The 23,074-nt window shown below is 62.2% G+C and carries 22 protein-coding genes; 15 read left to right on the top strand and 7 right to left on the bottom strand.

The features are described from left to right. Positions 1–4: 4 nt before the first annotated feature. The 9 genes from JWZ97_RS11700 to JWZ97_RS11660 all read left to right on the top strand — a co-directional run bounded on the left by JWZ97_RS11700 (position 5) and on the right by JWZ97_RS11660 (position 7,285). Positions 5–667: an NADH:ubiquinone reductase (Na(+)-transporting) subunit D gene (locus JWZ97_RS11700; RefSeq protein ID WP_205429277.1), complete on the top strand. Its 663-nt coding sequence runs from the start codon at positions 5–7 to the stop codon at positions 665–667. Beyond that, complete coding sequence (gene nqrE / locus JWZ97_RS11695; protein ID WP_205429275.1) at positions 667–1,275, top strand: NADH:ubiquinone reductase (Na(+)-transporting) subunit E; 609 nt, start codon at positions 667–669, stop codon at positions 1,273–1,275. Before JWZ97_RS11700 ends, nqrE begins: the two co-directional genes overlap by 1 nt. Before the next feature lie 13 nt (positions 1,276–1,288). Then, positions 1,289–2,509 carry an NADH:ubiquinone reductase (Na(+)-transporting) subunit F gene (gene nqrF, locus JWZ97_RS11690; protein WP_205429266.1) on the top strand — a complete coding sequence of 407 codons (1,221 nt, stop codon included), beginning with the start codon at positions 1,289–1,291 and terminating at the stop codon, positions 2,507–2,509. 158 nt (positions 2,510–2,667) lie between these two features. Further along, the gene (locus tag JWZ97_RS11685; protein ID WP_205429264.1) at positions 2,668–3,009 is read left to right on the top strand and encodes a hypothetical protein; all 342 of its coding nucleotides are present in this window, start codon (positions 2,668–2,670) and stop codon (positions 3,007–3,009) included. A 256-nt stretch (positions 3,010–3,265) separates the two neighbouring features. Beyond that, positions 3,266–3,445 (top strand): (Na+)-NQR maturation NqrM, encoded by a 180-nt coding sequence (gene nqrM / locus JWZ97_RS11680; protein ID WP_205429262.1) that lies wholly within the window; start codon positions 3,266–3,268, stop codon positions 3,443–3,445. Between the two features lie 51 nt (positions 3,446–3,496). After that, complete coding sequence (locus tag JWZ97_RS11675) at positions 3,497–3,892, top strand: CBS domain-containing protein (protein ID WP_205429260.1); 396 nt, start codon at positions 3,497–3,499, stop codon at positions 3,890–3,892. Between the two features lie 363 nt (positions 3,893–4,255). After that, complete coding sequence (sbcB, locus tag JWZ97_RS11670) at positions 4,256–5,698, top strand: exodeoxyribonuclease I (RefSeq protein WP_205429258.1); 1,443 nt, start codon at positions 4,256–4,258, stop codon at positions 5,696–5,698. Positions 5,699–5,759: 61 nt separating this feature from the next. Beyond that, on the top strand, positions 5,760–6,290 hold the full coding sequence (locus JWZ97_RS11665) for an SRPBCC family protein (protein ID WP_205429256.1): 531 nt from the start codon (positions 5,760–5,762) through the stop codon (positions 6,288–6,290). Between the two features lie 8 nt (positions 6,291–6,298). Further along, the gene (locus tag JWZ97_RS11660; protein ID WP_205429254.1) at positions 6,299–7,285 is read left to right on the top strand and encodes a glutaminyl-peptide cyclotransferase; all 987 of its coding nucleotides are present in this window, start codon (positions 6,299–6,301) and stop codon (positions 7,283–7,285) included. Positions 7,286–7,334: 49 nt separating this feature from the next. On the opposite strand, the gene JWZ97_RS11655 is transcribed toward JWZ97_RS11660, so the two are convergent. After that, the gene (locus JWZ97_RS11655) at positions 7,335–8,318 is read right to left on the bottom strand and encodes a malate dehydrogenase (RefSeq protein ID WP_205429252.1); all 984 of its coding nucleotides are present in this window, start codon (positions 8,316–8,318) and stop codon (positions 7,335–7,337) included. Between the two features lie 115 nt (positions 8,319–8,433). Then, on the bottom strand, positions 8,434–8,637 hold the full coding sequence (locus tag JWZ97_RS11650; protein WP_205429250.1) for a heavy-metal-associated domain-containing protein: 204 nt from the start codon (positions 8,635–8,637) through the stop codon (positions 8,434–8,436). Between the two features lie 195 nt (positions 8,638–8,832). Here JWZ97_RS11650 and lpxD point away from each other — a divergent pair, with 195 nt between their 5' ends. The 4 genes from lpxD (at position 8,833) to JWZ97_RS11630 (ending at position 14,924) form a co-directional block, all read left to right on the top strand. Next, positions 8,833–9,909 (top strand): UDP-3-O-(3-hydroxymyristoyl)glucosamine N-acyltransferase, encoded by a 1,077-nt coding sequence (gene lpxD, locus JWZ97_RS11645; RefSeq protein ID WP_205429248.1) that lies wholly within the window; start codon positions 8,833–8,835, stop codon positions 9,907–9,909. A 318-nt stretch (positions 9,910–10,227) separates the two neighbouring features. Next, positions 10,228–12,213 carry a PocR ligand-binding domain-containing protein gene (locus tag JWZ97_RS11640; protein ID WP_205429246.1) on the top strand — a complete coding sequence of 662 codons (1,986 nt, stop codon included), beginning with the start codon at positions 10,228–10,230 and terminating at the stop codon, positions 12,211–12,213. A 187-nt stretch (positions 12,214–12,400) separates the two neighbouring features. After that, positions 12,401–14,263, top strand: coding sequence for an ABC transporter ATP-binding protein (locus JWZ97_RS11635; RefSeq protein ID WP_205429237.1), 1,863 nt, complete (start codon positions 12,401–12,403; stop codon positions 14,261–14,263). Positions 14,264–14,531: 268 nt separating this feature from the next. Further along, on the top strand, positions 14,532–14,924 hold the full coding sequence (locus JWZ97_RS11630; RefSeq protein WP_205429235.1) for a Rieske 2Fe-2S domain-containing protein: 393 nt from the start codon (positions 14,532–14,534) through the stop codon (positions 14,922–14,924). 246 nt (positions 14,925–15,170) lie between these two features. Here the strand turns inward: JWZ97_RS11630 and ftsX are convergent, their stop codons facing one another. Genes ftsX through JWZ97_RS11605 form a run of 5 tightly spaced genes read right to left on the bottom strand, consistent with a single transcriptional unit; the run spans position 15,171 to position 20,247 of the window. Then, positions 15,171–16,172 carry a permease-like cell division protein FtsX gene (gene ftsX, locus JWZ97_RS11625; RefSeq protein WP_240342328.1) on the bottom strand — a complete coding sequence of 334 codons (1,002 nt, stop codon included), beginning with the start codon at positions 16,170–16,172 and terminating at the stop codon, positions 15,171–15,173. After that, positions 16,169–16,831, bottom strand: coding sequence for a cell division ATP-binding protein FtsE (ftsE, locus tag JWZ97_RS11620; RefSeq protein WP_205429226.1), 663 nt, complete (start codon positions 16,829–16,831; stop codon positions 16,169–16,171). The genes ftsX and ftsE overlap by 4 nt, the downstream gene beginning before the upstream one ends. Positions 16,832–16,853: 22 nt before the next feature. Continuing rightward, positions 16,854–18,836 (bottom strand): signal recognition particle-docking protein FtsY, encoded by a 1,983-nt coding sequence (gene ftsY / locus JWZ97_RS11615; RefSeq protein WP_205429224.1) that lies wholly within the window; start codon positions 18,834–18,836, stop codon positions 16,854–16,856. Positions 18,837–18,864: 28 nt separating this feature from the next. Beyond that, on the bottom strand, positions 18,865–19,476 hold the full coding sequence (locus tag JWZ97_RS11610; protein WP_205429223.1) for a hypothetical protein: 612 nt from the start codon (positions 19,474–19,476) through the stop codon (positions 18,865–18,867). A gap of 36 nt (positions 19,477–19,512) precedes the next feature. Next, positions 19,513–20,247 carry an SURF1 family protein gene (locus JWZ97_RS11605; protein ID WP_205429221.1) on the bottom strand — a complete coding sequence of 245 codons (735 nt, stop codon included), beginning with the start codon at positions 20,245–20,247 and terminating at the stop codon, positions 19,513–19,515. A gap of 87 nt (positions 20,248–20,334) precedes the next feature. Between JWZ97_RS11605 and JWZ97_RS11600 the strand changes: the two genes are divergently transcribed. Both JWZ97_RS11600 and JWZ97_RS11595 read left to right on the top strand, forming a co-directional pair. After that, positions 20,335–20,580, top strand: coding sequence for a twin transmembrane helix small protein (locus JWZ97_RS11600; protein ID WP_205429219.1), 246 nt, complete (start codon positions 20,335–20,337; stop codon positions 20,578–20,580). A 112-nt stretch (positions 20,581–20,692) separates the two neighbouring features. Beyond that, positions 20,693–23,038 carry a DUF1631 domain-containing protein gene (locus JWZ97_RS11595; RefSeq protein ID WP_205429217.1) on the top strand — a complete coding sequence of 782 codons (2,346 nt, stop codon included), beginning with the start codon at positions 20,693–20,695 and terminating at the stop codon, positions 23,036–23,038. The last annotated feature ends 36 nt before the right edge of the window (positions 23,039–23,074 follow it).

Below are 23,074 nucleotides of genomic sequence, written 5' to 3'. Positions count from 1 at the left end.
GACGATGGAAGCTGAAACCAAGAAAGTTCTCCTAGACCCGTTAGTCGACAACAACCCCATCACCCTGCAGGTGCTGGGCATTTGCTCGGCGCTGGCGGTGACGTCGCAGTTGTCCACGGCGCTGATCATGAGTCTGGCGCTCACCGCCGTGACCGCCTGTTCCAGCGCGGGCATCGCTTTCATCCGCAACCACGTGCCCAGCAGCATCCGCATCATCGCGCAGATGGTCGTTATCGCCTCGCTGGTGATCGTGGTCGACCAGCTCCTCAAGGCTTTCGCCTACGACATCAGCAAGCAGTTGTCGGTATTCGTCGGCCTCATCATCACCAACTGCATCGTGATGGGCCGAGCCGAAGCCTATGCCATGAAGAACCCGCCGCTGGAAAGCTTTTGGGACGGCGTCGGCAACGGCCTGGGCTATTCGCTGGTCCTGATCACCGTGGCCATCGTTCGCGAGTTGTTCGGTTCGGGCAAGCTGTTGGGTATCGACATCCTCACCCTGGTGAAAGACGGCGGCTCCTATGTGCCGAACGGCCTGCTGCTGCTGCCTCCGAGCGCGTTCTTCCTGATCGGCCTGCTGATCTGGGCGGTGCGCACCTGGAAGCCGGTACAAGTTGAGAAGGCCGACTTCGCCATCAGTCATGCCGCTCACGGGGAGGCACACTAATGGAAGCCTTGATCAGTCTTGCCGTTAAATCGATCTTCATCGAGAACCTGGCGCTGTCCTTCTTCCTGGGGATGTGCACCTTCATCGCGGTATCCAAGAAGATCAGCACCGCCGTAGGTCTGGGCATCGCGGTCATGATCGTGCAAACCCTGACCGTCCCGGCCAACAACCTGATCTACGGCTATTTGCTGAAGGAAGGCGCCTTGTCCTGGGCCGGTCTGAACGACACCGATCTCAGCTTCCTGGCTTTGATGAGCTGTATCGGCGTCATCGCCGCCCTGGTGCAGATCCTGGAAATGACCCTGGACCGCTTCTTTCCGGCCTTGTACAACGCGTTGGGCATCTTCCTGCCCCTGATCACGGTGAACTGCGCCATCCTGGCCGGCTCGCTGTTCATGATCGAGCGCGACTACAACTTCCAGGAAAGCGTGGTCTACGGTGTGTCTTCCGGCTTCGGCTGGGCCCTGGCGATCACCGCCATGGCTGGCGTGCGCGAGAAGCTGAAATACAGCGACGTGCCGCCGGGTCTGCGCGGTTTGGGCATCACTTTCATCACCGCCGGTTTGATGGCCCTGGGTTTCATGGCCTTCTCCGGCATCCAGCTCTGAAGGATAAAACGCGATGTTGGAAATTATTCTAGGAGTTACCTTTTTCACGGTGATCGTGATTGCCTTGGTGTTCGTCATTCTGGGCGCCAAGTCCAAGCTGGTGGCCGAGGGTAACGTCGAAATCGAGATCAACCACGAAAAGAAGATCCACGTTCCGATCGGCTCCAAGCTGCTGACGGCGTTGGCCGACAACAATCTGTTCGTCTCCTCGGCCTGCGGCGGCGGCGGCACCTGCGCGCAATGCCGGGTGCAGGTGCTGGAAGGCGGCGGCGACATTTTGCCGACCGAGCTTTCGCACATCACCAAGCGCGAAGCGGCGGCCGGCGATCGTCTGGCCTGCCAGGTGACCGTCAAGCAGGACATGAAGATCCATGTCCACGACGAAGTCTTCGGCGTGAAGAAGTGGGAAGCCACCGTGCGTTCCAACCACAATGTGGCGACCTTCATCAAGGAGCTGGTGCTGGAACTGCCCAAGGGCGACCTCATCGACTTCCGCGCCGGCGGCTACATCCAGATCGAGTGTCCGCCTTACCACGCCAAGTACGCCGATTTCGCCGTCGAGGAACGCTTCCGCGACGAGTGGGACAAGTACAACCTGTGGAAGTACGAGTCTGTCGTCAAGGAGTCGGCCATCCGCGCCTACTCCATGGCCAGCTATCCGGAAGAGAAGGACATCGTCATGCTCAACGTGCGCATCGCCACGCCTCCGCCGGGGCGTGACGATGTACCGCCGGGCATCATGTCGTCCTACATCTTCAGCCTGAAGCCGGGCGACAAGGTCACCATTTCCGGTCCGTTCGGCGAGTTCTTCGCCCGCGACACCGACAACGAGATGGTCTTCGTCGGCGGCGGCGCCGGCATGGCGCCGATGCGTTCGCACATCTTCGACCAGCTCCGCCGTTTGAAGAGCAAGCGCAAGATGACCTTCTGGTACGGCGCCCGCTCCTTCCGCGAAATGTTCTACGTGGACGATTTCAACACGCTGCAAGCCGAAAACCCGAACTTCACTTGGCACATCGGCTTGTCCGAGCCCAAGCCGGAAGACAACTGGACCGGCTACACGGGCTTCATCCACAACGTGCTGTACGAGAACTATCTGAAGGACCATCCGGCGCCGGAGGACTGCGAGTACTACCTTTGCGGTCCGCCCATGATGAACTCCGCGGTCATCAAGATGCTGCTGGACATCGGCGTCGAACGCGAAAACATCCTGCTGGACGACTTCGGCGGCTAATCAGGTCAAAGTCGAACAACAAGGGGAGCCTTCGGGCTCCCCTTTTTTTGTGCCTGTGCGGTCGGTCTTAATCTGTTCTTAATGTAGGGCTCATCTGGGCTTAAGCTGGCCTCATTAGACTTTCCCACGTCTGAAACGCATGCCTAAAGGAGGCGGCTATGTTTAATCTGATCAAAGCGATCTTCATCAGTGTCTTGTTTTCGTCCGCCGCCATGGCCGATGGGCACGGCCATGGCCATGGCCGTGGGCATGGCTGGGGGCACCACCACCATGACCACGACGAACACGTCATCGTGGAGCATGTCTACTATCCCGAACGGGTGATTCATGCTCCGGCACCGGTGCCGCGCTACCAGAGCTACGACCAGCGTTCGGCGCAAGGCTTGGTCGGAGGCGCCGTGGGCAGTGCGATAGGTTACGAAATGAGCAAGGGCGACCCGCTGGGCGCCGGCCTGGGTGCAGCGGCCGGCGCGTGGATCGGCAATGGCATTGCCCGCTAGAAGCATAGGGCGCGCGATATTTCGAAGCTGGCGCCGGGGGTATTCAAATGTGTTGTCTGAGCTATATATGGTGTGTATGGAATCCATGCGCTGACTGACTCGGAGTGTGTGGTCTCCGTCGTCTGGGGAGAGGGGTTAAGCACAGCCCTGGTTTTCTGCTTGCGGCGGCTTGCGCGGAAGGGCGGGTGAGCGTAAAAAGCGTCCATTCCAGATTCAAGACCATCCGGTGTATGAGCCGGCCAGCGGAGATAAAGCTATGACACTTTTCCTGATCAGTTTCGCCGTCATCGCCGTGGTGATCTTCATCATGGCGATAGGCGTGATATTCGGACGGCATGCCATCAAGGGCAGTTGCGGCGGCCCGGGGGCGGCCGATTGCGTTTGCGTGGAGAAATGTGACAAGCGTCGCAAGTGGGAGGAGGCGCAGAATCTTTGAGCCGCCTCCTTCGATTTCCATTGGGAGTCAGACAACAACAAGGGGGACATCATGCTAGCGAATATCAGCGTCAAAGAGTACATGACACCGAATCCGGTGGTTTTTCGCCCGGATACCGGGGTTCATGAAGCCATACGCATACTGCTGGAGCACCGCATCACGGGCGCTCCCGTGGTGGATGGACAGGGGAAAATACTGGGCGCGTTCTCTGAATTGGATTGTCTGCGCATCATCTCCACCTCGGCCTACCACGAGGACATGGGCGGCAAGGTGGGCGAACTGATGACGCGCGATGTGACCGTGCTCGACGCCGAAGCCAGCATACTGGACGCGGTGGACAAATTTTCCGGCACCCAACTGCGCCATTTTCCCGTCGTCAACGAGGGTAAACTGGTGGGCGTGCTGAGTCGCGTAGACGTGTTGAAGGCCTTGGTAGCTCTACGCTAATAAGTTTGCAATCCCCTCTTTCGAGCGATCACGGCGGAGCTGGAAAACAAAGGTCAGCCGCGCAGCGGGTAGACCGGGATGTTTTCCATGCCCCCCAGAAGGCCCAGGGCCGGGCGGGGCACCGCAGGGCGCAGGCTTTATTGCGTCCGTAGGTGACCTGCAAGGCATCCCGAACAGGCCGTAGAGTCATCTCGGAGCGATGCGGAGGCGACGGCTCTAAGGTCGCTGGAGCGAGTCGACGGGGGACGGCTGGGGCGCCGAAGGCAATAACCGTCCCGCAAGTGCGGCCGTGCGGCGTAGGGAACGCCGTTAGGCACAGCACGTCGTGGGACACGCTGCTCCGACGTGATCGCTTTTTATTGAATGTCCAGAACCACACTTTACTGGCACGACTACGAGACCTCGGGCATCGATCCGCGGCGCGACCGTCCCGTGCAATTCGCCGGGCTCAGGACCGACCTGGATCTGCATCCCATCGGCGAGCCGCTGACGCTTTATTGCCGTCCATCCCTGGATACGTTGCCGACACCCGAAGCGAGTCTGGTCACCGGCATCACGCCGCAACAGGCGTGGGAAAAAGGCGTTTGCGAGGCGGATTTCGTCGCCGCGATTCATGGCGAATTGGCACGGCCCGGTACCTGCGCCTTGGGTTACAACACCTTGCGCTTCGACGACGAGGTGACGCGCAACACGCTGTACCGCAATTTCTACGACCCCTATGAACGCGAATGGCGTAGCGGCAATTCGCGCTGGGATCTGATCGACGCGGTGCGCGCGGCCGCCGCCTTGAGGCCGGAGGGAATCGAGTGGCCAAGGGACGAACAGGGAAGACCCAGTTTTCGTTTGGAGGTCTTGACCGCGGCCAACGGCATCGCCCACGCCGGCGCGCACGACGCCCTGGTCGACGTGCGCGCGACCGTCGAACTGGCCCGCCTGCTTCGTCAGCGTCAGCCCAGGCTGTACGATTTCCTCTGGTCCAACCGGGGCAAGCGCGAAGCGGCGGCCCTGATCAAACTGGGCGAGTTTGCCCCCGTCCTGCATGTTTCGGAAAAATTTCCGGCCGAGCGCCATTGCCTGGCGGTGGTGGTCGCGCTGGCCCGTCATCCGGACAACGGCAACGGGGTCATCGTCTACGACCTGAGCGCCGATCCCGCGCCTTTGCTGGAACTGGATGTCGAGCAAATCCGCGCCCGATTGTTTACGCCCGTCCGCGACATGCCCGAGGGCGTGGAACGGATCCCCTTGAAGACCGTGCATCTCAACCGCTGCCCGGTGCTCGCGCCGATGAATGTGCTGAGGCCGGCCGACATCGAACGCCTGCAACTCGATCTCGAGCGGTGTCGCAGGCATCTGGAAACGTTGCGCCGCGCATCCGGCCTGGACGGCAAGCTGGCGGAGGTCTTTTCCGCTGCTCCGCCGGAAAAGCCGGACGACGGCGATCCCGATTTGATGATCTACCGGGGCGGATTTTTCGGCGATGCGGACCGCTACCGCATGTCCGAGATACGCGCTTTGGGGCCGGAGGATCTCGCCCGGCGCTATTTCGATTTCGACGACGCCCGCCTGCCGGAAATGCTGTTCCGCTACCGCGCCCGCAACTGGCCCGACACGCTGAGCGAGGAGGAAAGGGCGCGTTGGGAGACCTTGCGCCGGACCCGGCTGACGGAAGCCGGTCATGGCGCCTCCATCACCCTGACGGAGTATGAGAACCGCATCGAGGCACTGGGTCGGGAGCATGCGGACGACTCGCGCAAGCTGGCCGTGCTCGAGGCGCTGCGCGCCTGGGGTCGGGAAATTATCAGTTAACCCGCTCAGATTTTGTCCTTATACTAGGCGGCGTTTCAACGCAGACCACTTGGAGGAGTTAATGAAAAAAATCGCTACGCTCGCGGCCGCCGTCGCGCTGGCCTGGACCGCCACCGCCGATGCCCATGGCCCGACGCGCCAGAAAGTGACCGAAACCATCGAAATCAATGCCTCGCCGGATGTGGTGTGGAACATCATCAAGGATTTCGGCAATGCCGCCTGGATACCGGCCGTCGCCAGCACCACGGCGCAGGGTGGCAACGAAAAGGGCGCCACCCGTGAGCTGACCCTGAAGAAGGGCGGGGTCATCAAGGAAGAATTGAAGTCCTATGATGCCGCCGCCAAGAAATATTCCTACCGCATCAGCGACGAACCCGATTGCGCGGTGCTGCCGGTCAACAACTATTCCTCGAATATCAGCGTGGAAGCCAGCGGCAGCGGCTCCAAGGTCGAGTGGAACGGCGCTTACTACCGTTGCTTCCTGAACAACAACCCGCCGCCGGACCAGAACGAAGAAGCCGCCAACAAGGCTATCACCTCCTTGTACAAGGAGACTCTGGCCAATGTGAAGGCGCTGGCGGAAAAGAAGTAATCCGCCTTATGCGAATCTCCATCAAAGCTTCGGGCTTTGAGGCGAAGGCGGCGGCGTTGATCGCCGCCTTTTTCGTTTCGGGCGCCCCGCAGGCCGAGCCCTACGCCTGGATCACCAACCAGAAGGGCGACAGCGTTTCCGTCATCGATACCGCTTCGGGTTCCGTGGTCAAGACCCTCGAGTTGCCGAAGGGTTCCGAGCCGGCGGGAGTGGCCGTGAGTCGGGACGGCGGTCGCGTGGTTGTCGCCAATCCCGGCAAGAAGACGGTGACGGTCATCGACGGTAAGGGGCTCGCCGTGACGGCCAACCTGCCGCTCGGCGAGGGGCCTTTGGGCATCGCCATCGACCCGGCCGGCCGGACCGCCTACGTGGCGGATTGGTACGAGGCCAGCCTGCTCGTGCTCGATCTGGATGGGCGGACCGCTACAACCAAGATAGCGGTGGGTCATGTCCCCGCCGGCGTGGTGGTTTCGGCGGACGGGGCCAGGGTCTATGTCGCCAATCGGGACGACAACACGGTTACCGAGATCGACGCGAAAACCCGTGCCGTGGCGCGCACCGTGCAGGTCGGCCGGCATCCTTTCGGAATTTATCTATCGGATGACGGCCAGCGTTTGTATTCCGCCAATGTCGAGAGCAACGATGTCACCGTCGTCGACACCGGCACGATGCAGCCGATCAAGACTCTGGCCGTGGGCGATAGGCCTTATGCCCTGGCGGCGGCAGGCAAGCACGTGTTCGTGACCGACCAGTACGACAACGATGTGACGGTGATCGATACGGATAACTTGGCGGTGACCGGCCGGATTAAGGTGGGCGAATATCCGGAAGGCATCGCCACCCATCCGGACGGGCGGCACGTTTACGTGGCCAACTGGTTCGCGGACACCGTCTCGGTCATCGACGCCGAGGCCTTGAAAGTGGTTTCCACTTTGAAGACCGGAGCCGGCGCCCGGGCTTTCGGGCAATTCATGCCGCGCCCCGCTCCTCGATGATGCTAAGTACGCGTCAGAGCCGGTATTGCCCCGGCTGATTCCGGCACGCTCAGGAGCGCAGGAGATGCCGCACCATATCCCGCTCGGCCAATAGCTCGGCCTCGTTCGCCCTCATGCGTTCGAGGTCGAAATCGTCGAGCGGGAGATCTTGGACGATACGATAATCGCCATCCGCCGTGACGACCGGGAAGGAGTAAACCAGGCCTTCCCGGATTCCGTAGCTGCCGTCACTGTATACCCCCATGCTGACCCAGTCGTTCTCGGGCGTTCCGGCCAGCCAACTGCGCATATGGTGCAGGGCGGCGTGGGCGGCTGAGCCGGCGCTGGAGCGGCCGCGGGTTTCGATGATGGTCGAACCGCGCTGCTGGACGGTGGGGATGAAGACGTCCCGGTACCAGGCCAGTTCCACTTTCTCCAAGGCAGGGCGGCCCGCCACGAGGGCATGATGCAGATCGGGGTACTGCGTGGGCGAGTGATTTCCCCAAATGGCCACCCGGCTGACTTCGCTCACCGGGTGTCCGGTGTGCGTCGCCAGCAGGCTGAGCGCGCGGTTGTGGTCCAGCCGGGCCATCGACGAAAAGTTGCGCGGCGAGATCTCGGGTGCGTTGCTCAGCGTGATCAGGGCGTTGGTGTTGGCCGGATTGCCGACCACCAACACCTTCACGTCGCGCTTGGCGGCCGTGTTCAGGGCTCTTCCCTGCAGGGCGAAGGCTTCGGCGTTGATTTGCAGCAGGTCGCGCCGTTCCATGCCCGCCGTGCGGGGTTTGGCGCCGATGAGGAAGGCCAGGTCGGCGTCCTGGAAGGCTATCTGCGGATCGTCGGTGACCACGACGCCGGCCAACACGGGCGAAGCACAATCCGCCAGTTCCATCACCACGCCCTGCAAGGCCGCCACGGCTTCCGGCACCTCCAGCAAGCGCAACACGACTGGCTGGTCGATGCCCGCCAATTCGCCGGCGGCCAGCCGGAACAGCAGCGCATAACTGATCTGCCCGGCCGCGCCCGTCACGGCGATCTGCAGCGGAGTTTTCATCGAGACACCTTATTGTTCTTATCTGTTTTCGGCTGTGGGTCGGGGACGGGCGCGCGCCATTGCACGGAATCCGCGGACAAAAATCAATGGCCGGCCGCGCCGAACCCTGACGGAATCAGGTCAATTGGAAGCCCTGGTCGGCGATCGCCTTCTTGATCGTTTCCAGACTCACCTGGCCCTCGTCGAACTCGATTTCCACCGTATTGGCCTTGTGGTCGGGGCTCACCGACTGCACACCGGGATAAGCCTGGACGGTGGTGCGGACCGTGTTCTCGCAGCCGCCGCATTTCATGCCTTTTACGTTCAACACAGTCTTCATGCCCAAAATCTCCTCTAAGTCTCCGTTGAGTTACCTTGTGGAAGCTTCGAACCGGCAACGACCGAGCTCTTTCACGACCGCCGGAATCGAGCGTTCGTAAGCCCGTGCGTCATTATACAGGCCGACGCACGCGCTTCCCTCATGGGAATCGAGCGGTTATCCTGCCTTGATCGACAAACTTCCGTTCCTAACAGCATGAATTTGAAACCCTCCGAGATTTTCAGCCGCTTCAGCCAACAAGGACTCATCACCCGCCATGACGGGCCGGACCATGCTATTGGCCGTTTCGCACCGGTCGAGGACTGTGGTCCCGGTGACCTGGTGTTCGTGGACAACGCGAAATATCTGCCCCTCGTGCGCGAACACCAACCGTCCGCCGTCATCACGAGCGAAGCGATCGCCAACGAACTGACGGAAGGGGATGATCTGGCCATATTGGTGGCCGCCAACGTGCGGCTGGCGACGGCGCTGGTCAAGCAGGCTTATGACGATCGTGATTACCGTACGGACGAATGGCCGCGCGTCCATCCCTCTGCCGTTATCCACGAGAGTGTCCAGGTGCCGACCGATGCCGTGATCGGTCCCGGGGTCGTGATCGGCGCGAACGTGAGCCTCGGGGAAGGGGCGGTGCTGCTCGCCAATGTCGTCGTCGAACACGACGCCCGCATCGGCGCGCAAACGGTCCTGCATCCCGGCGTGGTGATCAGTTACGGCTGCGAGGTCGGCGCGCAGGCCATGCTCAAGGCCGGCTGCGTCATCGGCTCCGAGGGCTTCGGCTTCGCCCAGGACGAAAAACGGCATAACTACCGCATCCCGCATACCGGCAAGGTCGTCATCGAAGACCGCGTGGTGATCGGCGCGAATACCACCATAGACCGCGGCACCTACGGCGCGACGGTCATCCGCGCCGGCACCGTCATCGACGCGTTGTGCCACATCGGCCACAACGTCGAGATCGACGAGGACTGCATACTTTGCGCCCACACCGGCATCTCCGGTTCCAGCCGCTTCGGCAAGCGCGTCATCGCCTCCGGCCAGACCGGGGTGCTGGACCATGTCAGCGTCGCCAGCGATTCGGTGCTGCTGCACCGGGCCGGCGTCAACAACAGCATCAAGGAGCCCGGCATGTATGCCGGCGGTCCGGTTCAACCGCTGCAGCAATATCTGAAAAACATGGCGGTCATGCCCAGGCTCACTGAAATCTGGTCGCGCTTGAAAAAGCTGGAAAAAGCCGTGGCTGGACTGGCGGCGTCGGCCCCTGCCAAGGACTAGACCGCGCAGGCGCGCGCGCCGACCGGCTGGCTTCCGCCACGCCCTGCTTTTGCGGCAGCGGCGAGAATACATCAGGGGAGGCGCCTTCCGATCATGCCATCTCTGCCGTCCTATCCTGCCGGCGGATCGGATGACGGTATGCGTATCGTCCGATGGCTATTCAGGCCAAGCATCCGAAGAACTCCGAAAAAACGCTTGGCCTCGGTCGTCCACGGCGCGATGACCTGTCGGCACCTCGTGGAAGTAGCGCGAGCAGTTTACATCCGCGGATGAATGCGTCACGCTGGGCAGGCAGTAAGGGACCACGAGGGAAAAAGCATGGCTGACAAGAAAGACGGCCCGCATGAAGCGCCGCTATTGTTCGTGCGCTCGCCCGTAGTTCGGCAGATGCGGGATCCGCTCGATGCCGAATGGAATCGCGAGCCGCGGTCTGATTTAGCGGAAGAAGAGCTTGATTTGGCGCAATTGATCGACTTCGGCCAGATGAACGCGATCTTCCAAAGCTTACTCGAAGTGATCGGCCTGCCGGTGGCGATCGTCGACTTTCAGGGGCGTGTCCTGGCCTCGTCCAATTGGCAGCGTCTGTGCCTGACGTTTCACCGTACCCACAGCGGAACCCTGGCGCGTTGCCGGGAAAGCGACATCAGCCTGTCGCGGCAGATGCAGGAGGGTAAGACCTATGCCATTTATCGCTGCCGCAATGGCCTCACCGACTGCGCCTCGCCTATCGTGGTCGAGGGACGTCATGTCGCCAACCTGTTCATAGGGCAGTTCCTGCTTAACCCGCCCGATCCGGATTATTTCGAAGCGCAGAGGGCCGAATTCGGTTTCGACAAGGCTGACTATTTCAAGGCGCTGGCGGAAGTCCCCATCGTCAGTGAAGAGAAACTGCCGGCCATACTGAGTCTGCTGACCGGTTTGGCGAAACAGCTAGCCGCGCACAGCGTGTCCGAATACCGGGCCAAAGCGGCTTATGCCTCCGTGGAGCGGCAAATTGCCGAGCGTACGGCCGAGTTGCAGGTCAGTTACGATTTGCTGCATAACCTGGCCACGCAGGTGCCCGGCGTCATCTATCAGTACCGCGTGCGTGCCGATGGCAGTGCGCATATGCCTTACGCCAGTGACGCGATGCGCGCAATGTTTCGCCTGGAGCCCGAGGCGGTAAAAGGTACGGCACAGCCGGTGCATGCCTTGCTGCACCCGGATGATTACGCCGCGGTCATGGCCTCCATACAGCAGTCCGCTCTATCCTTGACGGTCTGGAAGCAGCGGTTCCGGATAATGCTCGCCGACGACGATGTCCGTTGGCTGTTGGGGCATGCCACTCCTCAGCGCGAAGCCGACGGCAGCACCCTATGGCACGGGTTCGTCACCGACGTGACCGAAGATGTCTCCGCCGAAGGGCGCTTGCGCCTGGCCGCCAGCGTCTTCGCCAATACCCGGGAGGGCATCCTGATCACCGATCCCAAGGGCCGCATCGTCGATGTGAACCCGGCGTTCACCGACATCACCGGTTACACCCGCGAAGAAGTCTTGGGCCATCTGCCCAAACTGCTATCGGCCGGCCGTCATGGGGCCGTGGTTCCGGAAGCGATGTGGCGATCGCTCAGGGAAACGGGCGCTTGGCGCGGCGAAGTCTGGAATCGCGACAAGAATGGCGAGGCGCATCCCCATCTGATCTCGATCTCGGCGGTGTGCGACGAGGCGGGTAAGGTGAGCCGTTACGTCGGAGTGTTTTCCGATATTACGTACTTGAAGCAACACGAAGCGGAACTGGAACTCACCGCTCATTATGACGCGTTGACCCGGCTTCCCAATCGCTTGCTGCTGGCCGATCGTCTGCGGCAAGCCGTGGTTCTGTGCCACCGGCACGCTCGTTTGCTCGCCGTGGTCTATCTCGATCTGGATGGGTTCAAGGCGGTGAACGATCAGCATTGCCATGATGTCGGCGACGAGCTGTTGATAGCGCTGGCTCAGCGCATGAAAGCCGCCCTGCGCGAAGGGGACACGTTGGCGCGCATCGGTGGCGACGAGTTCGTCGCGGTATTGACCGAACTGGAATCGCCGCATGATTGGCAGCCCGTCGTTAATCGCCTGTTGCACGCCGCAGCCGGTAAGGTGGTGGTACGTGAACTGACGTTGCAGGTTTCCGCCAGTATCGGCGTGACCGTCTATCCGCAGGACCCTACCGATGCCGCGGGTTTGCTGCGCCATGCCGACGAAGCCATGTATGCAGCCAAACAAGCCGGCAGAAATAGCTACCACTTGTACAACGCCGAGCAGCGGGTGGCGGAGAAGGCTTAACGCAAGACGCCCGGAGTTCGCCGCCGCCTAAACGGACGCGTCCGATCCAGCCGAGGCTCATGCCTGGCAGACACGGAACCGGTGAATTTTCGGCGCGGGTTCACGCGTGCTCGGTATCCGCAAGCGCCCAAGCCCGGTATTTTGTGAGGCGGGCTTCTCTTCTGAACGGATCCGAAACGGAATCTCCATGCTGAACTGGTTTGAAAAACGGGTAAATCCTTTCCCCGCCGAGTCTTCTCCGCCCCTGCCGAGCGGATTGTTCCCTTTTCTTTGGGTCTGCACGCAAGGTCTCAGGCGCTGGATCGCCGCCATGACTCTGCTCACCGCCGTCATCGGCGTGTTCGAAGCCATTCTGTTCGGCATGCTGGGGCGTGTCGTCGACTGGCTGGAGCGGGTGGAGCCGGCGCGGCTGTGGATCGACGAGCGCGATAAACTGCTGCTCTTGGCCGGCATACTCCTGGCCAGCCCGCTGGTGATCGCGGGCCAGACCATGATCAAGCACCAGGTCTTGCTGGGCAATTTCCCCATGCGGCTGCGCTGGAACTTTCACCGGCGGATGCTGGGCCAGAGCATGAGCTTCTACCAGGACGAATTCGCCGGCCGGGTCGCCACCAAGGTCATGCAAACCGCGCTGGCGGCGCGCGACACCGTGCTGGTGCTCACCGACATCCTGGTCTTCGTGGTCATCTATTTTGTGACCATGGTGCTGGTGGCCGCCAGTTTCGACACGGTGCTGCTGTTTCCCTTCCTGATCTGGCTGGTGCTGTACGCCGGCACCTTGCGATTCTTCGTGCCGCGCTTGGGGTCGGTGGCGCAGAGCCAGGCCGATGCGCGCTCCCTGATGACCGGACGCATCACCGACGCCTACGCCAACATCGCCACCGTCAAGCTGTTCTCGCACGCCGGGCGCGAGGCGGCCTATGCGCGCCGCGCGATGGAGGAGTTCCTGCGTACCGTGTACCGGCAGGGTCGCTTGGTGACCCGCTTCCAGATCGTGATCCATACCCTGAACATGCTGCTGGTGTCGGGCACCGCGGGTTCCTGCCTGTGGTTGTGGAGCGAAGGCCGGGTGGGCGTGGGCGCGGTGGCTGCCGCCACCGCCATGGCCATGCGCCTCAACGGGATCTCCCATTGGGTAATGTGGGAGGTTTCCGGCCTGTTCGAGCACATTGGCACGGTACAGGACGGCATGAACACGCTCTCCCGGATCCGCGCCGTCACCGACCGGCCCGACTCCCTGGCCTTGCAGGTGAAACAGGGCGAGATTCGCTTCGAGTCGGTGGGCTTCGGATACGGCAAGGATGGCCCGAAACTTTTCGAACGCTTCAACCTCAGCGTCCACCCGGGCGAAAAGATCGGCCTGGTGGGCCGTTCCGGCGCCGGCAAATCGACTCTGGTGAACCTGCTGCTGCGCTTCTACGATCTGGATGCCGGCCGCATCCTCATCGACGGCCAGGATATTTCCCAGGTCACCCAGGAAAGCCTGCGCGCCCAGGTGGGCATGGTGACGCAGGACACGTCTCTCCTGCACCGTTCGGTGCGCGACAATCTCCTCTACGGCCGCCCCGGTGCCGGCGAGATGGAAATGATCGCCGCCGCCCGGCGCGCGGAGGCCCATGATTTCATCTTGGGATTGACCGATCCCAAGGGCCGCATCGGCTACGACGCCCATGTGGGCGAGCGTGGCGTGAAGCTGTCCGGCGGGCAGCGCCAGCGCATCGCCATCGCCCGTGTAATGCTCAAGGACGCGCCCATCTTGCTGCTGGACGAAGCCACCAGCGCGCTGGATTCCGAGGTGGAAGCGGCGATACAGGAAAGCCTGTACCGTTTGATGGAAGGCAAGACCGTGGTTGCCATCGCTCATCGCCTGTCCACCATCGCCGCCATGGACCGCCTCGTCGTGATGGACAAGGGGCGCATCGTCGAAGAGGGCGCCCATGCCCAGTTACTGGCCCGTGGGGGTCTCTATGCCCGCTTATGGGCGCATCAGAGCGGTGGGTTCCTGGGAGAACTCTTGGAAGAAGTAGGGGAGGCCGAGGCGGTGGCCTGATGCGGGCGCTATTTCGGCTTGGCTTAAGGCGCCGACCGGCCGATGCGCCGCCCCGCTGGGCTGATGCCCGTATTTCCCCTTGGTTTTTTTTGCGCCTATTCCCGACAAACATTGTCGGGGTTCTTACATCCCGTGCGCTTTGAGATTCCGTAAGTCGCTGAAATTGATGGCGGTGCGGTCACGGTATGTCTTTTGCCTTCTGGTACTTGTTTACATTGATTCGGTTTTTTAAGCCGCCTCGCGGTCCATTACTGGTGGGACAAGTACTATGAACGAGTTATTTGCGGTTTGCCGTACCGTTGAAATCGACGAAGAGCAGGCACGCGGCTTCTGGCTGGCGATACGGACCGAGAGCGGCGAGGTGAAGCCCTGGCCCATCCTGGTGACCCGCAAGGGCAACCGCTTTTTCGGTTTCGAGAACGTGTGCCCTCATGCGGGCAGCCGCTTGGACACGGTGCCGGGACAGTTTCTGGACGAAGACGGCAACTTCCTGACCTGCGGCAAGCATCGCGCCCAGTTCGACATCGATACCGGCAAGTGTTTCATCGGTCCCTGCCAGGGCAAACAACTCGCGCCCGTGACCCTGGTGATCGACGACGGTGATGTTTGCGTTACCGGAGTGGAACTGGCCGAGGAGGATGGTTTGGACAGGGGCGACTGACCCACGGCAGGCCGCCATGGGTGCCGATTGATCGCCGCTCCGGGGCTGGAAAAGCGGGCTATCTGGGCGGAGCTCGCCCTGTGACGGGATCGTGAATCTCGGGGTTGCCTTCCTGATCGGTCGGCGGTTTTCAGCCTTGCGGTGACCAGCTCCTGGCTCGCCACTTCCGCGCATAGCGCAGGATCCTTGGGCTCGCGGCCCCGCGCCGGTAAAGCTCCCCCAAGGAGTCGGGAGGCCGATCTGAATTCAAGCGGGATTTCGTTCGTCGTCTTCCAACAGATTGAGGTGGTGCTGTACGACGGCCCAGGAACCGCCGATGCCCAGTGCGGTGGCCAGGGCGATCAGCCAGGCGGATTCTTCCAGACTGAGGAAGGCGAGTTCGAAGCCGCCTCCGTAGAGGGTCGACAGTTCGCGCACCGGGCCGTTGAGCAGCAGGAGGGTGAAGCTGACCAGCAGCCAGGCGATGATGCCACCGAGCAGGCCATACCACAGGCCGGTGTAGAGGAAGGGGCGGCGGATGAAGCGGTGGGTGGCGCCCATCAGCCGGGTGACGGCGATTTCCTCGCGGCGGTCCTGTAATTCCAGGCGTATGGTGTTGGCCACGATGAACAGGACCGCCGTGCCCAGCAGGATGCCCAGTACGATGCTGCCGCGTTGGGCGATGGTGATGATGGCGCGCAGCTTGCGTAGCCAGTCCATGTCGATCTGCACGTAATCGGTCTCTGACAAGCCGCGCAGTTCCTCCGCCAGGCGCTCGATCTGTTCCGGCTGGGTCAGCGTTGCCTTGGGCAGTATGCTGACCACGGCCGGCAAGGGATTGAAATCCAGCGCCCGCAGCGCGTCGCCGAATCCGCTGTAGGTCTGGAATTCCTTGAGGCCGGCTTCCTTGGTGATCAGTTCGGCCAGTGCGATATCTGGGTGTTTGCCCAGGCTTTCGGCCAGTTTTTTCCCCGCTTCGTCCGCTAGCTCGGGTTTGAGGAAGAGCGAGATCTGATTGCTGATTTCCAGCGCGCCGCTGGCCTGGCGGGCGTTTTTTACCAGTACGTGGAAACTGGCCGGCAGCGCGAGGGCGATGGCGATGACCAGGATGGTCATGCCGCTGGCGACCGGCGTGCGATACATACGGCCCAGGCTGGCCACGCAGGTGTGTGCGTGCATGAAGCCGTAATTCTGGATGCGCTCCCACAGCGAGACGGAAACCGTTCTGTCCGCCGCCGGATGCTCGCGGGTGGGCGCCTTGCTGCTCATGCCTCGGGTTCCAGCAGTCGGCCTTGCTGCAGGCGCAGCACGCGGCCGCCCAGTCGCGAGATCAGGCTTAGGTCGTGGCTGGCGATCAGCAGGGTTACGCCGACCCGGTTGAATTCCTGGAACAAGGCCATGATCTCCCTGGACAGTTCGGGATCCAGGTTACCGGTGGGCTCGTCGGCCAGGATCACCGGCGGTTTGTGGGCGATGGCGCGGGCGATGCCGACCCTTTGCTGCTCGCCGCCCGATAGGCCTCTAGGGTAACGCTTTTCCTTGTTGAGCAGGCCGACCTTGTCCAGGGCAGCGCGCGTGCGCCGGCTGACCTCATGCTGGCTGTGGCCCGCGATGATGAGGGGCAGGGCGACGTTGTCGAACACCGTGCGGTCGTAAAGCAGGCGGTAGTCCTGGAAGATCAGCCCCAGCTTGCGGCGCAAATGCGGAATGTCGCGCGGCCTGAGCTTGGCCAGGCTCTGGCCGTCCAGCACGATTTGCCCCCGGCTGGGGCGCTCGATGACGGGGATCAGGCGTAGCAAGGTGCTCTTGCCGGCGCCCGAGTGTCCCGTGAGGAAGGCCATTTCGCCCCGATCCAGATTGAAGCTGACGCCATTCAAGGCGTCGCCGCCTTCCGGGTAGCGCTTGCAGACCTTGGTGAATTGCAGCACGGAGTCGAAACGGAGCGCGGAGTTATTCGGCGAACAGCGCGTCTATGAACTGGCGCGCGTCGAAATCCTGCAGGTCGTCGATGCTCTCGCCGACGCCGATATAACGCACCGGGATGCCGAACTGCTTGGCCAGGTTGAAGATCACGCCGCCCTTGGCGGTGCCGTCCAGCTTGGTCAGTACCAGGCCGGTCAGGCCCACCGCCTCGTTGAATTGCTTGGCCTGGTTGATGGCGTTCTGGCCGGTGCCGGCGTCCAGCACCAGCAGCACCTCGTGCGGCGCGGCCGGATCCAGCTTGGCCATGATGCGCTTGATCTTGGCCAGTTCTTCCATCAGGTTGGATTTGGTGTGCAAGCGGCCGGCGGTGTCCGCGATCAGCACGTCCACGCCGCGCGACTGCGCGGCCTGCACGCCGTCGAAGATCACCGAGGCGGAATCGGCCCCGGTGTGCTGGGCGACCACGTGGATGTCGTTGCGTTCGCCCCAGGTCTGCAGCTGCTCCACCGCCGCGGCGCGGAAGGTGTCGCCGGCCGCCAGCATCACGCTATGACCTTGATTCTTCAGCCGCTTGGCCAGCTTGCCTATGGTGGTGGTCTTGCCCACGCCGTTGACGCCGACCACCAGGATGACGAACGGCTTGTGCGCCGCGGTGTCGACCGCCAGGGGATGGCTGACCGGCTCCAGCAACTCGTACAAGTGCTCGCGCAGCCGGCCGGTGAGCGCGGATACGTCGTCGAGCTGATGGCGATCCAGGCTGCTGGTCAGGTCGGCAATGATCTCCTGCGTGGCGCTTACGCCGATGTCCGCCATCAGCAATTGGGCCTCGATGTCTTCCAGCAGGTCGCGGTCTATGGCTTTCTTGCCCAGTGCCAGATTGGCGAGAAAACCGGTCAGCCCGCCGCGAGTCTTGCCCAGGCCGCTCTTGAGGCGTTCGAACAGCGCCGGAGCCGGTTCGAGGGCCGCGGGCGGTATTTCGACCGGCGGCAGGACGACTTCCGCGATGGGGGCGATGGCCTCGCGCCGCACCGGTGCTTCGGCCCCTGCCGCCGCTTCGGCGGGTGCGGGCTTGCGCAGGTAGAACAGGATGTGCAGCAGATTGAGGAGCAGCAGGGCGGCCACGGTGCTGTGGGCCACCGCGATGGGCGCGGGCAGGCGCAACAGTATCGCCCCGATGCCGAGGGAGATTTGTGCGAGCAGCAGGAAGTTCAGCAGCAGTCCCGGCTTGCTCAGGCGCGGAATCTTGGGATTGGAGGTGAGCAGCAAAGCCAGGATGCTGAGTAGCACGAATACGGCGACCGACCCCAATCGATGAGCCCAGTGGATGGCGGCCCGCGCCGAATGGGAGAGCAGGCTGCTCGCCTCGGGTGCCAGGCTGGGCGTGAAACCGCCGGCATAATCCACCGGCGGGTTGAAGGAGCCCAGGCAGGTCGGGAAATCCGGGCAGGCCAAGCCCGCATAATTCGCGCTGGTCCAGCCGCCCAGTGCGATCTGCAGCAGCAGGGCCAGCAGGCTGGCCCGCGCCAGCCAGCGCAAGCCGGGGGTGTCCTGCGTCGGCAATCGATCGGCATCGGGGCGCTGTCCCAGGTAGACCCGGTAAAGCAAGCCCAGGGTCAGCAGACCCAGCGCCAGATGGGCGAGTATGCGTACGGGCGCCGCGAGCCAGGCGGCGGCCCACAGCCCCAGAAACGCCTGTCCGGCGACCGCCGCCAGGGCCAGGAAAGCCAGTAGAACGGTGGCGAGGCGTTGCCGCTGGACCCGAAAAGCAGTGGCAAAGAGCAGCAGCACCGCCAAACCCAGGCCCTCGGCCAGGTGGCGATGGGCGGTCGCGAGCACTGTGCGCACGGTGTCGGCCGTGGCTGGCTGGGGCGTGGCGTCGACGATGATGCGGCCGAAGCAGCCCGGCCAGTCGGTGCAGCCCAGGCCGGCGTCGACGACGCGGACATAAGCGCCCAGCGCGAGGATGCTGAGAGTCAATAGGACGCAGAAGAGGGCGTAAGGTCGGAACATAAGGGGCTCACGTAAGAGTAGGGCGCGATCAACCGATCTGGGAGACGCGGAGCAGGCGTTGCAAATCGCGCTGGGCGCCGTAGGGATCGAAACCGGGTTCGTACCACATCAGCAGGTTGGCGAAGGGGTCGAACAGGAGGATGGTGCCTTCCTTCAACGGCTGGCCGACGGCCGATTTCAGCCTGTTCAGGAGATCGTCGGAAATGCCCGCGACCAGCAGGGTGGGGTCGGCCTGCATCAAGGCCTGCAGGGATTGCGTGTCGGCTTGTCCTGGGACCAGCAACAGCCGCCTGACCCGAGTGATCTCCTTGTTCAGCATCAGGCGCAATTGGGCTGTTTTGGCGGCGGTGGCGCGACAGGCGTCGTCGCAGGCCGGGCCCGGCGCGATCTGGACCAGCAGCCAGTGCCCCTTGGCTTCCGGCAGATGCCCGGCCGGGCTGATCGGTCGGGCGAGCAGTTCCCCGTAATCGATGGGTATGGCCGGATCGATCAGGTGTCCATAGTTGGTCTTCTGCCGCTCGTGCACCAGGTCGGGGTTCTTGGCCATATACCAGGCGATGCCGAAAGGCACCACGCAGATCAGGAGGATGGCCAGGACGATGAGACTGTTGCGTCTCGAAGGGGGGCGTAGGTCTGTCACGGTCGGAAAAGTCGTGGAGTTCGGGTTGGAGTGTGATTACGGGGCGTCGGGCGGGGTGACGCGCTGGGCTTTGAATCCATACCAGAGGTACAAGGCGAACAGGACAGCGGCGAAGGAAAACCACTGCACGGCGTAGCCCTGGCTTTTCTCCGGATGCAAGTCCACCGGGCGCCAATCGCGGACATAACCGGCCGCCTCGGCGGCGGGCAATAATACCTGATAAGGCAGCAACCGATAACCAAGCCGTTCCGCCAGCCGATCCGCATCCAAGATCTGGACGACGGAAGGCCAGCCCGGCGCGGGGACATCCGCGCCTTCGAGCCTGAACCCGACCTGGGGGAAACGGTCCAACAAGCCGGTGAACTGCACTTCGATTTGCGCGATGGGGAGTTCCGGCAGGCGGTGACGGTCGCCCAGCGGTATCCAGCCGCGATTCACCAGGACGGCCAGATCGGAATCCGGCAGACGCAGCGGCGTCAAGACGTGATAGCCGGGTTGGTGGTTGTATATTTGGTTGTCGAGTAGCAGTTGGTGCGTCGCGTCGAACGTGCCCCTGACCGTGACGGGTCGGAAGCGGTGGCCTTCCAGGGGGAAGTCGGCGGTCAGTTGCAGGGGTACTTCGCTTTCATGTCGAATGCGTTCGTCCATCAGGTTTTGTTTTTCGTCGGCGCGCCGCAATTGCCAAAAACCCAGGGATATAAAGAGCGGTAGCAGCAAAGCGACAGAAATGGAAGCCAGCCAGCCGGGTTTAAAGGTATACTTTTTCTTCACGTAATCGTCCGCTCACTCGGAAAGCCGGAAGGCCTCATTGATGGCCCCCGGCTTTGGATTGTCAACCGCATTTCAGCGAGGCAGGCCATGCTACCCAAAATCCTGATTGTTTTCGTGTTGATCATGATAGTTGCCAGTCTGGGCACGGCCTTGGTTTATCTGCTCAAGGACCGCAACCGTTCACCGCGCACGGTCAAGGCGCTGACGGCGCGCATCGGCATGTCGATCGCCCTGTTTTTCCTCCTGCTTATCGGCTTTCAAACCGGGATCTTGCATCCCCATGGTTTGAACCCGGTCAGCGGACAATCCGGGGTGGCCCAGTCCGCACCCTGAGGCTAGTTTCTAGATCACTATGGAATGTCTCTTGCTAAGAGGCTGATGCAGTTTACCCAAGGTGCGGCTTGCCTCGGCAGGTTCGACCGGACTCACAGCAATCACGACGGAAATGACGACAACGCAAGAACAAGCGCTTGAATCCGACGGCACCTTGCCACGCTACCGCGATGTCATGCAGGTTTGCCATGACAACATCGTGGAGCGTTACACCAAGCTTTTCCAGGACTTGTTCGGACACATAGACGATTTCATGCTCGGCATTGCGGAAACTTCCGGAACCAATGCCGAGCGCAATCACTGCTTCGAAATCATGCACGAATTGCTCGTGCGTCAGGCGGATATCGAACGGAAGTTTTCCTCCGAGCTGTCACGCGGTTTCGCCAATTTCGCCCGCGGTGTCGTGGAGCCGCTACGCAGCGGCGAGGTGTCGCGCAAGTCCGATCACCTGAGCCTCATCGACAAGGAAGATTACGAGATCACGCTGGCCTGGAGCGGTGTTTGCCATGCGGCGAACGTGCGTTATGCCTCCGAGTTATTCGCTCTCAACCACCGTCTGGCCATCGTCAACGGAGGCGTCAAGCTGGGTGAGTACAATCCGGCCCTGCCAGGTTCTCCGGCCCAGGTCTGCGACGCTTTTCGCAACGCCCTGGATTTGCTCGACCTCCCCATCGCCCACAAGATCAAGATCGCGCTCATCGCCGAATTCGGCCGAGGGGTGTTGTGCGAGGCCGGGACCCTGTATGCGGATTTCAACGACACACTGATCCGGGCCGGCATATTGCCCCATCTTTCGCTCGAAGCCATCGGTTACAGGCCGCCGTCCGAGGCGGCGGAGCCTGCGGCCGAGCCAGACATCCTGGATGAGGAGCACGCCGCGCCGGAACGGGTGTCCGGCACGCGCGAGCAGGAGGCGAGGCAGGCGCGAAGCGGCGGCGAGGAGAAGGAATCGTCTCTGGACCGGGAGATCTTCAACAGCATCCAAGAAATACTCGCGCGTCGGCATGACGGGGCGGGCGGAGCCGCCAGTGCCGCGCCGGTGCAGACCAATATTCCCGAGTTGCTGAATTCCTTGAACACCCTGCAGCTCAAGGTGCCACCGAGCACGCGCCGGGAGTTGGCGGACCAGAGCCTGGATACGGTCAAGCAGGCCTTTGCCGAGCAACTCGCGCGACTCGCCGATGTCGTCAAAGAGCAACAGGTCAATGCCGCCGATGCCGACATCATCGATCTGGTCGGCATGTTGTTCGAGTTCATCCTCAACGATCAGACCCTGCCCGATTCGGTCAAGGCTCTGCTCAGTCATTTGCACACGCCGATCCTCAAGGTCGCCTTGCTGGACAAGAAGTTCTTCTTCCGCAGCAAGCACCCTGCGCGCCGACTGCTCAACGCGTTGACCCAGGCCGGAGCCTTGTGCAATCCGGATGAAAACGAAGACCAGGGCATGTTCGCCAAGATGCAGAGCGTGGTCGAGCGGATATTGAGCGAGTTCGACGAAAACACGGAACTGTTCAACACCTTGCTGGAGGATTTCACCGACTTCGTCGACCATTTCAACCGCCGTTCCAAAGTAGCGGAAAAACGCACGGTGGAAACCGCCAAAGGGCGCGAGCGGTTGCGGGAGGCGCGACAGGCGGTGTCTCAGGAAATCGTCGACCGCACCTGGAACCGTACCCTGCCCAAGCCGGCCGAGGAACTGCTACTGGGCCCTTGGGCCAACCTCATGGTGCTCACGGCCTTGCGCAACGGGGAGGAAAGCGAGGAATGGAAGCAGGCCCTGGCGGTGGTCGACCGGGTGATACAAAGCGTGGAGCCGCCGGCGGGAGAGGCCGAGCGGCAGAAAGTCAGGGCCAACCTGCCCGATTTGGAGCAGACCATACGATCGGGCTTGACCTTGATCGGCGATCCGGAAGTGAACACCAATGCCTTACTGGAACAACTGCTCCGCTGCCAGCAGGAGGTGCTCGCCCGGGCGGTCGCTCCCCGCCCGCAGGCCGCGGTTAAGCCCGAACCGGATCAGCCTGGCGTGGAGCAGATTGAACTCAGGCCGCCCAAGGCGATCTGGAACGACGTCGAAGTCGAGGGCCCGTCGAATCGGCAGCCCTTGTTCTTGCGCGATGCCAGCCCGGCCTTGCTGGCCATCGTCGAACAGTTGCGCAACGCGCGCCTGGGCATGGCCTTCGAATTCACCGACTCGAACAAGCGCCAAAAATTGCGCGTCAAACTGTCCTGGTACAGCCCCAAGACCTCTTACTACATTTTCGTCAACCAGTCCGGCATCCAGGCCGCGGTGAAGTCCTTGCGCACGCTGGCCAAGGAAATGGAACGGGGCGAGTCCCGCATCCTGCCGCAGGAGCGCAAGCCTTTCATGGAGCGTGCGTTGCAGTCCATCCACACCTTGCTGGAGCGGCCGGAATCCGTGTCATCCAACTCTCCGGCGGGTCTGGCGACGCGATGACGACCTACGGGCCCCCTGGGGTCGGTTTCCACGTTA

Origin of the sequence: Methylococcus sp. EFPC2 (genome assembly GCF_016925495.1) — a bacterium.
GTDB lineage: Bacteria > Pseudomonadota > Gammaproteobacteria > Methylococcales > Methylococcaceae > EFPC2.
This window is presented reverse-complemented; position numbering and strand designations above follow the sequence as displayed.

Bases quoted from the DNA above. Each gene is read 5' to 3' on its own strand.
- JWZ97_RS11700 (WP_205429277.1), top strand. From the start codon at position 5: ATGGAAGCTGAAACCAAGAAAGTTCTCCTAGACCCGTTAGTCGACAAC.
- nqrE (WP_205429275.1), top strand. From the start codon at position 667: ATGGAAGCCTTGATCAGTCTTGCCGTTAAATCGATCTTCATCGAGAAC.
- nqrF (WP_205429266.1), top strand. From the start codon at position 1,289: ATGTTGGAAATTATTCTAGGAGTTACCTTTTTCACGGTGATCGTGATT.
- JWZ97_RS11685 (WP_205429264.1), top strand. From the start codon at position 2,668: ATGTTTAATCTGATCAAAGCGATCTTCATCAGTGTCTTGTTTTCGTCC.
- nqrM (WP_205429262.1), top strand. From the start codon at position 3,266: ATGACACTTTTCCTGATCAGTTTCGCCGTCATCGCCGTGGTGATCTTC.
- JWZ97_RS11675 (WP_205429260.1), top strand. From the start codon at position 3,497: ATGCTAGCGAATATCAGCGTCAAAGAGTACATGACACCGAATCCGGTG.
- sbcB (WP_205429258.1), top strand. From the start codon at position 4,256: ATGTCCAGAACCACACTTTACTGGCACGACTACGAGACCTCGGGCATC.
- JWZ97_RS11665 (WP_205429256.1), top strand. From the start codon at position 5,760: ATGAAAAAAATCGCTACGCTCGCGGCCGCCGTCGCGCTGGCCTGGACC.
- JWZ97_RS11660 (WP_205429254.1), top strand. From the start codon at position 6,299: ATGCGAATCTCCATCAAAGCTTCGGGCTTTGAGGCGAAGGCGGCGGCG.
- JWZ97_RS11655 (WP_205429252.1), bottom strand. From the start codon at position 8,318: ATGAAAACTCCGCTGCAGATCGCCGTGACGGGCGCGGCCGGGCAGATC.
- JWZ97_RS11650 (WP_205429250.1), bottom strand. From the start codon at position 8,637: ATGAAGACTGTGTTGAACGTAAAAGGCATGAAATGCGGCGGCTGCGAG.
- lpxD (WP_205429248.1), top strand. From the start codon at position 8,833: ATGAATTTGAAACCCTCCGAGATTTTCAGCCGCTTCAGCCAACAAGGA.
- JWZ97_RS11640 (WP_205429246.1), top strand. From the start codon at position 10,228: ATGGCTGACAAGAAAGACGGCCCGCATGAAGCGCCGCTATTGTTCGTG.
- JWZ97_RS11635 (WP_205429237.1), top strand. From the start codon at position 12,401: ATGCTGAACTGGTTTGAAAAACGGGTAAATCCTTTCCCCGCCGAGTCT.
- JWZ97_RS11630 (WP_205429235.1), top strand. From the start codon at position 14,532: ATGAACGAGTTATTTGCGGTTTGCCGTACCGTTGAAATCGACGAAGAG.
- ftsX (WP_240342328.1), bottom strand. From the start codon at position 16,172: ATGAGCAGCAAGGCGCCCACCCGCGAGCATCCGGCGGCGGACAGAACG.
- ftsY (WP_205429224.1), bottom strand. From the start codon at position 18,836: ATGTTCCGACCTTACGCCCTCTTCTGCGTCCTATTGACTCTCAGCATC.
- JWZ97_RS11600 (WP_205429219.1), top strand. From the start codon at position 20,335: ATGCTACCCAAAATCCTGATTGTTTTCGTGTTGATCATGATAGTTGCC.
- JWZ97_RS11595 (WP_205429217.1), top strand. From the start codon at position 20,693: ATGACGACAACGCAAGAACAAGCGCTTGAATCCGACGGCACCTTGCCA.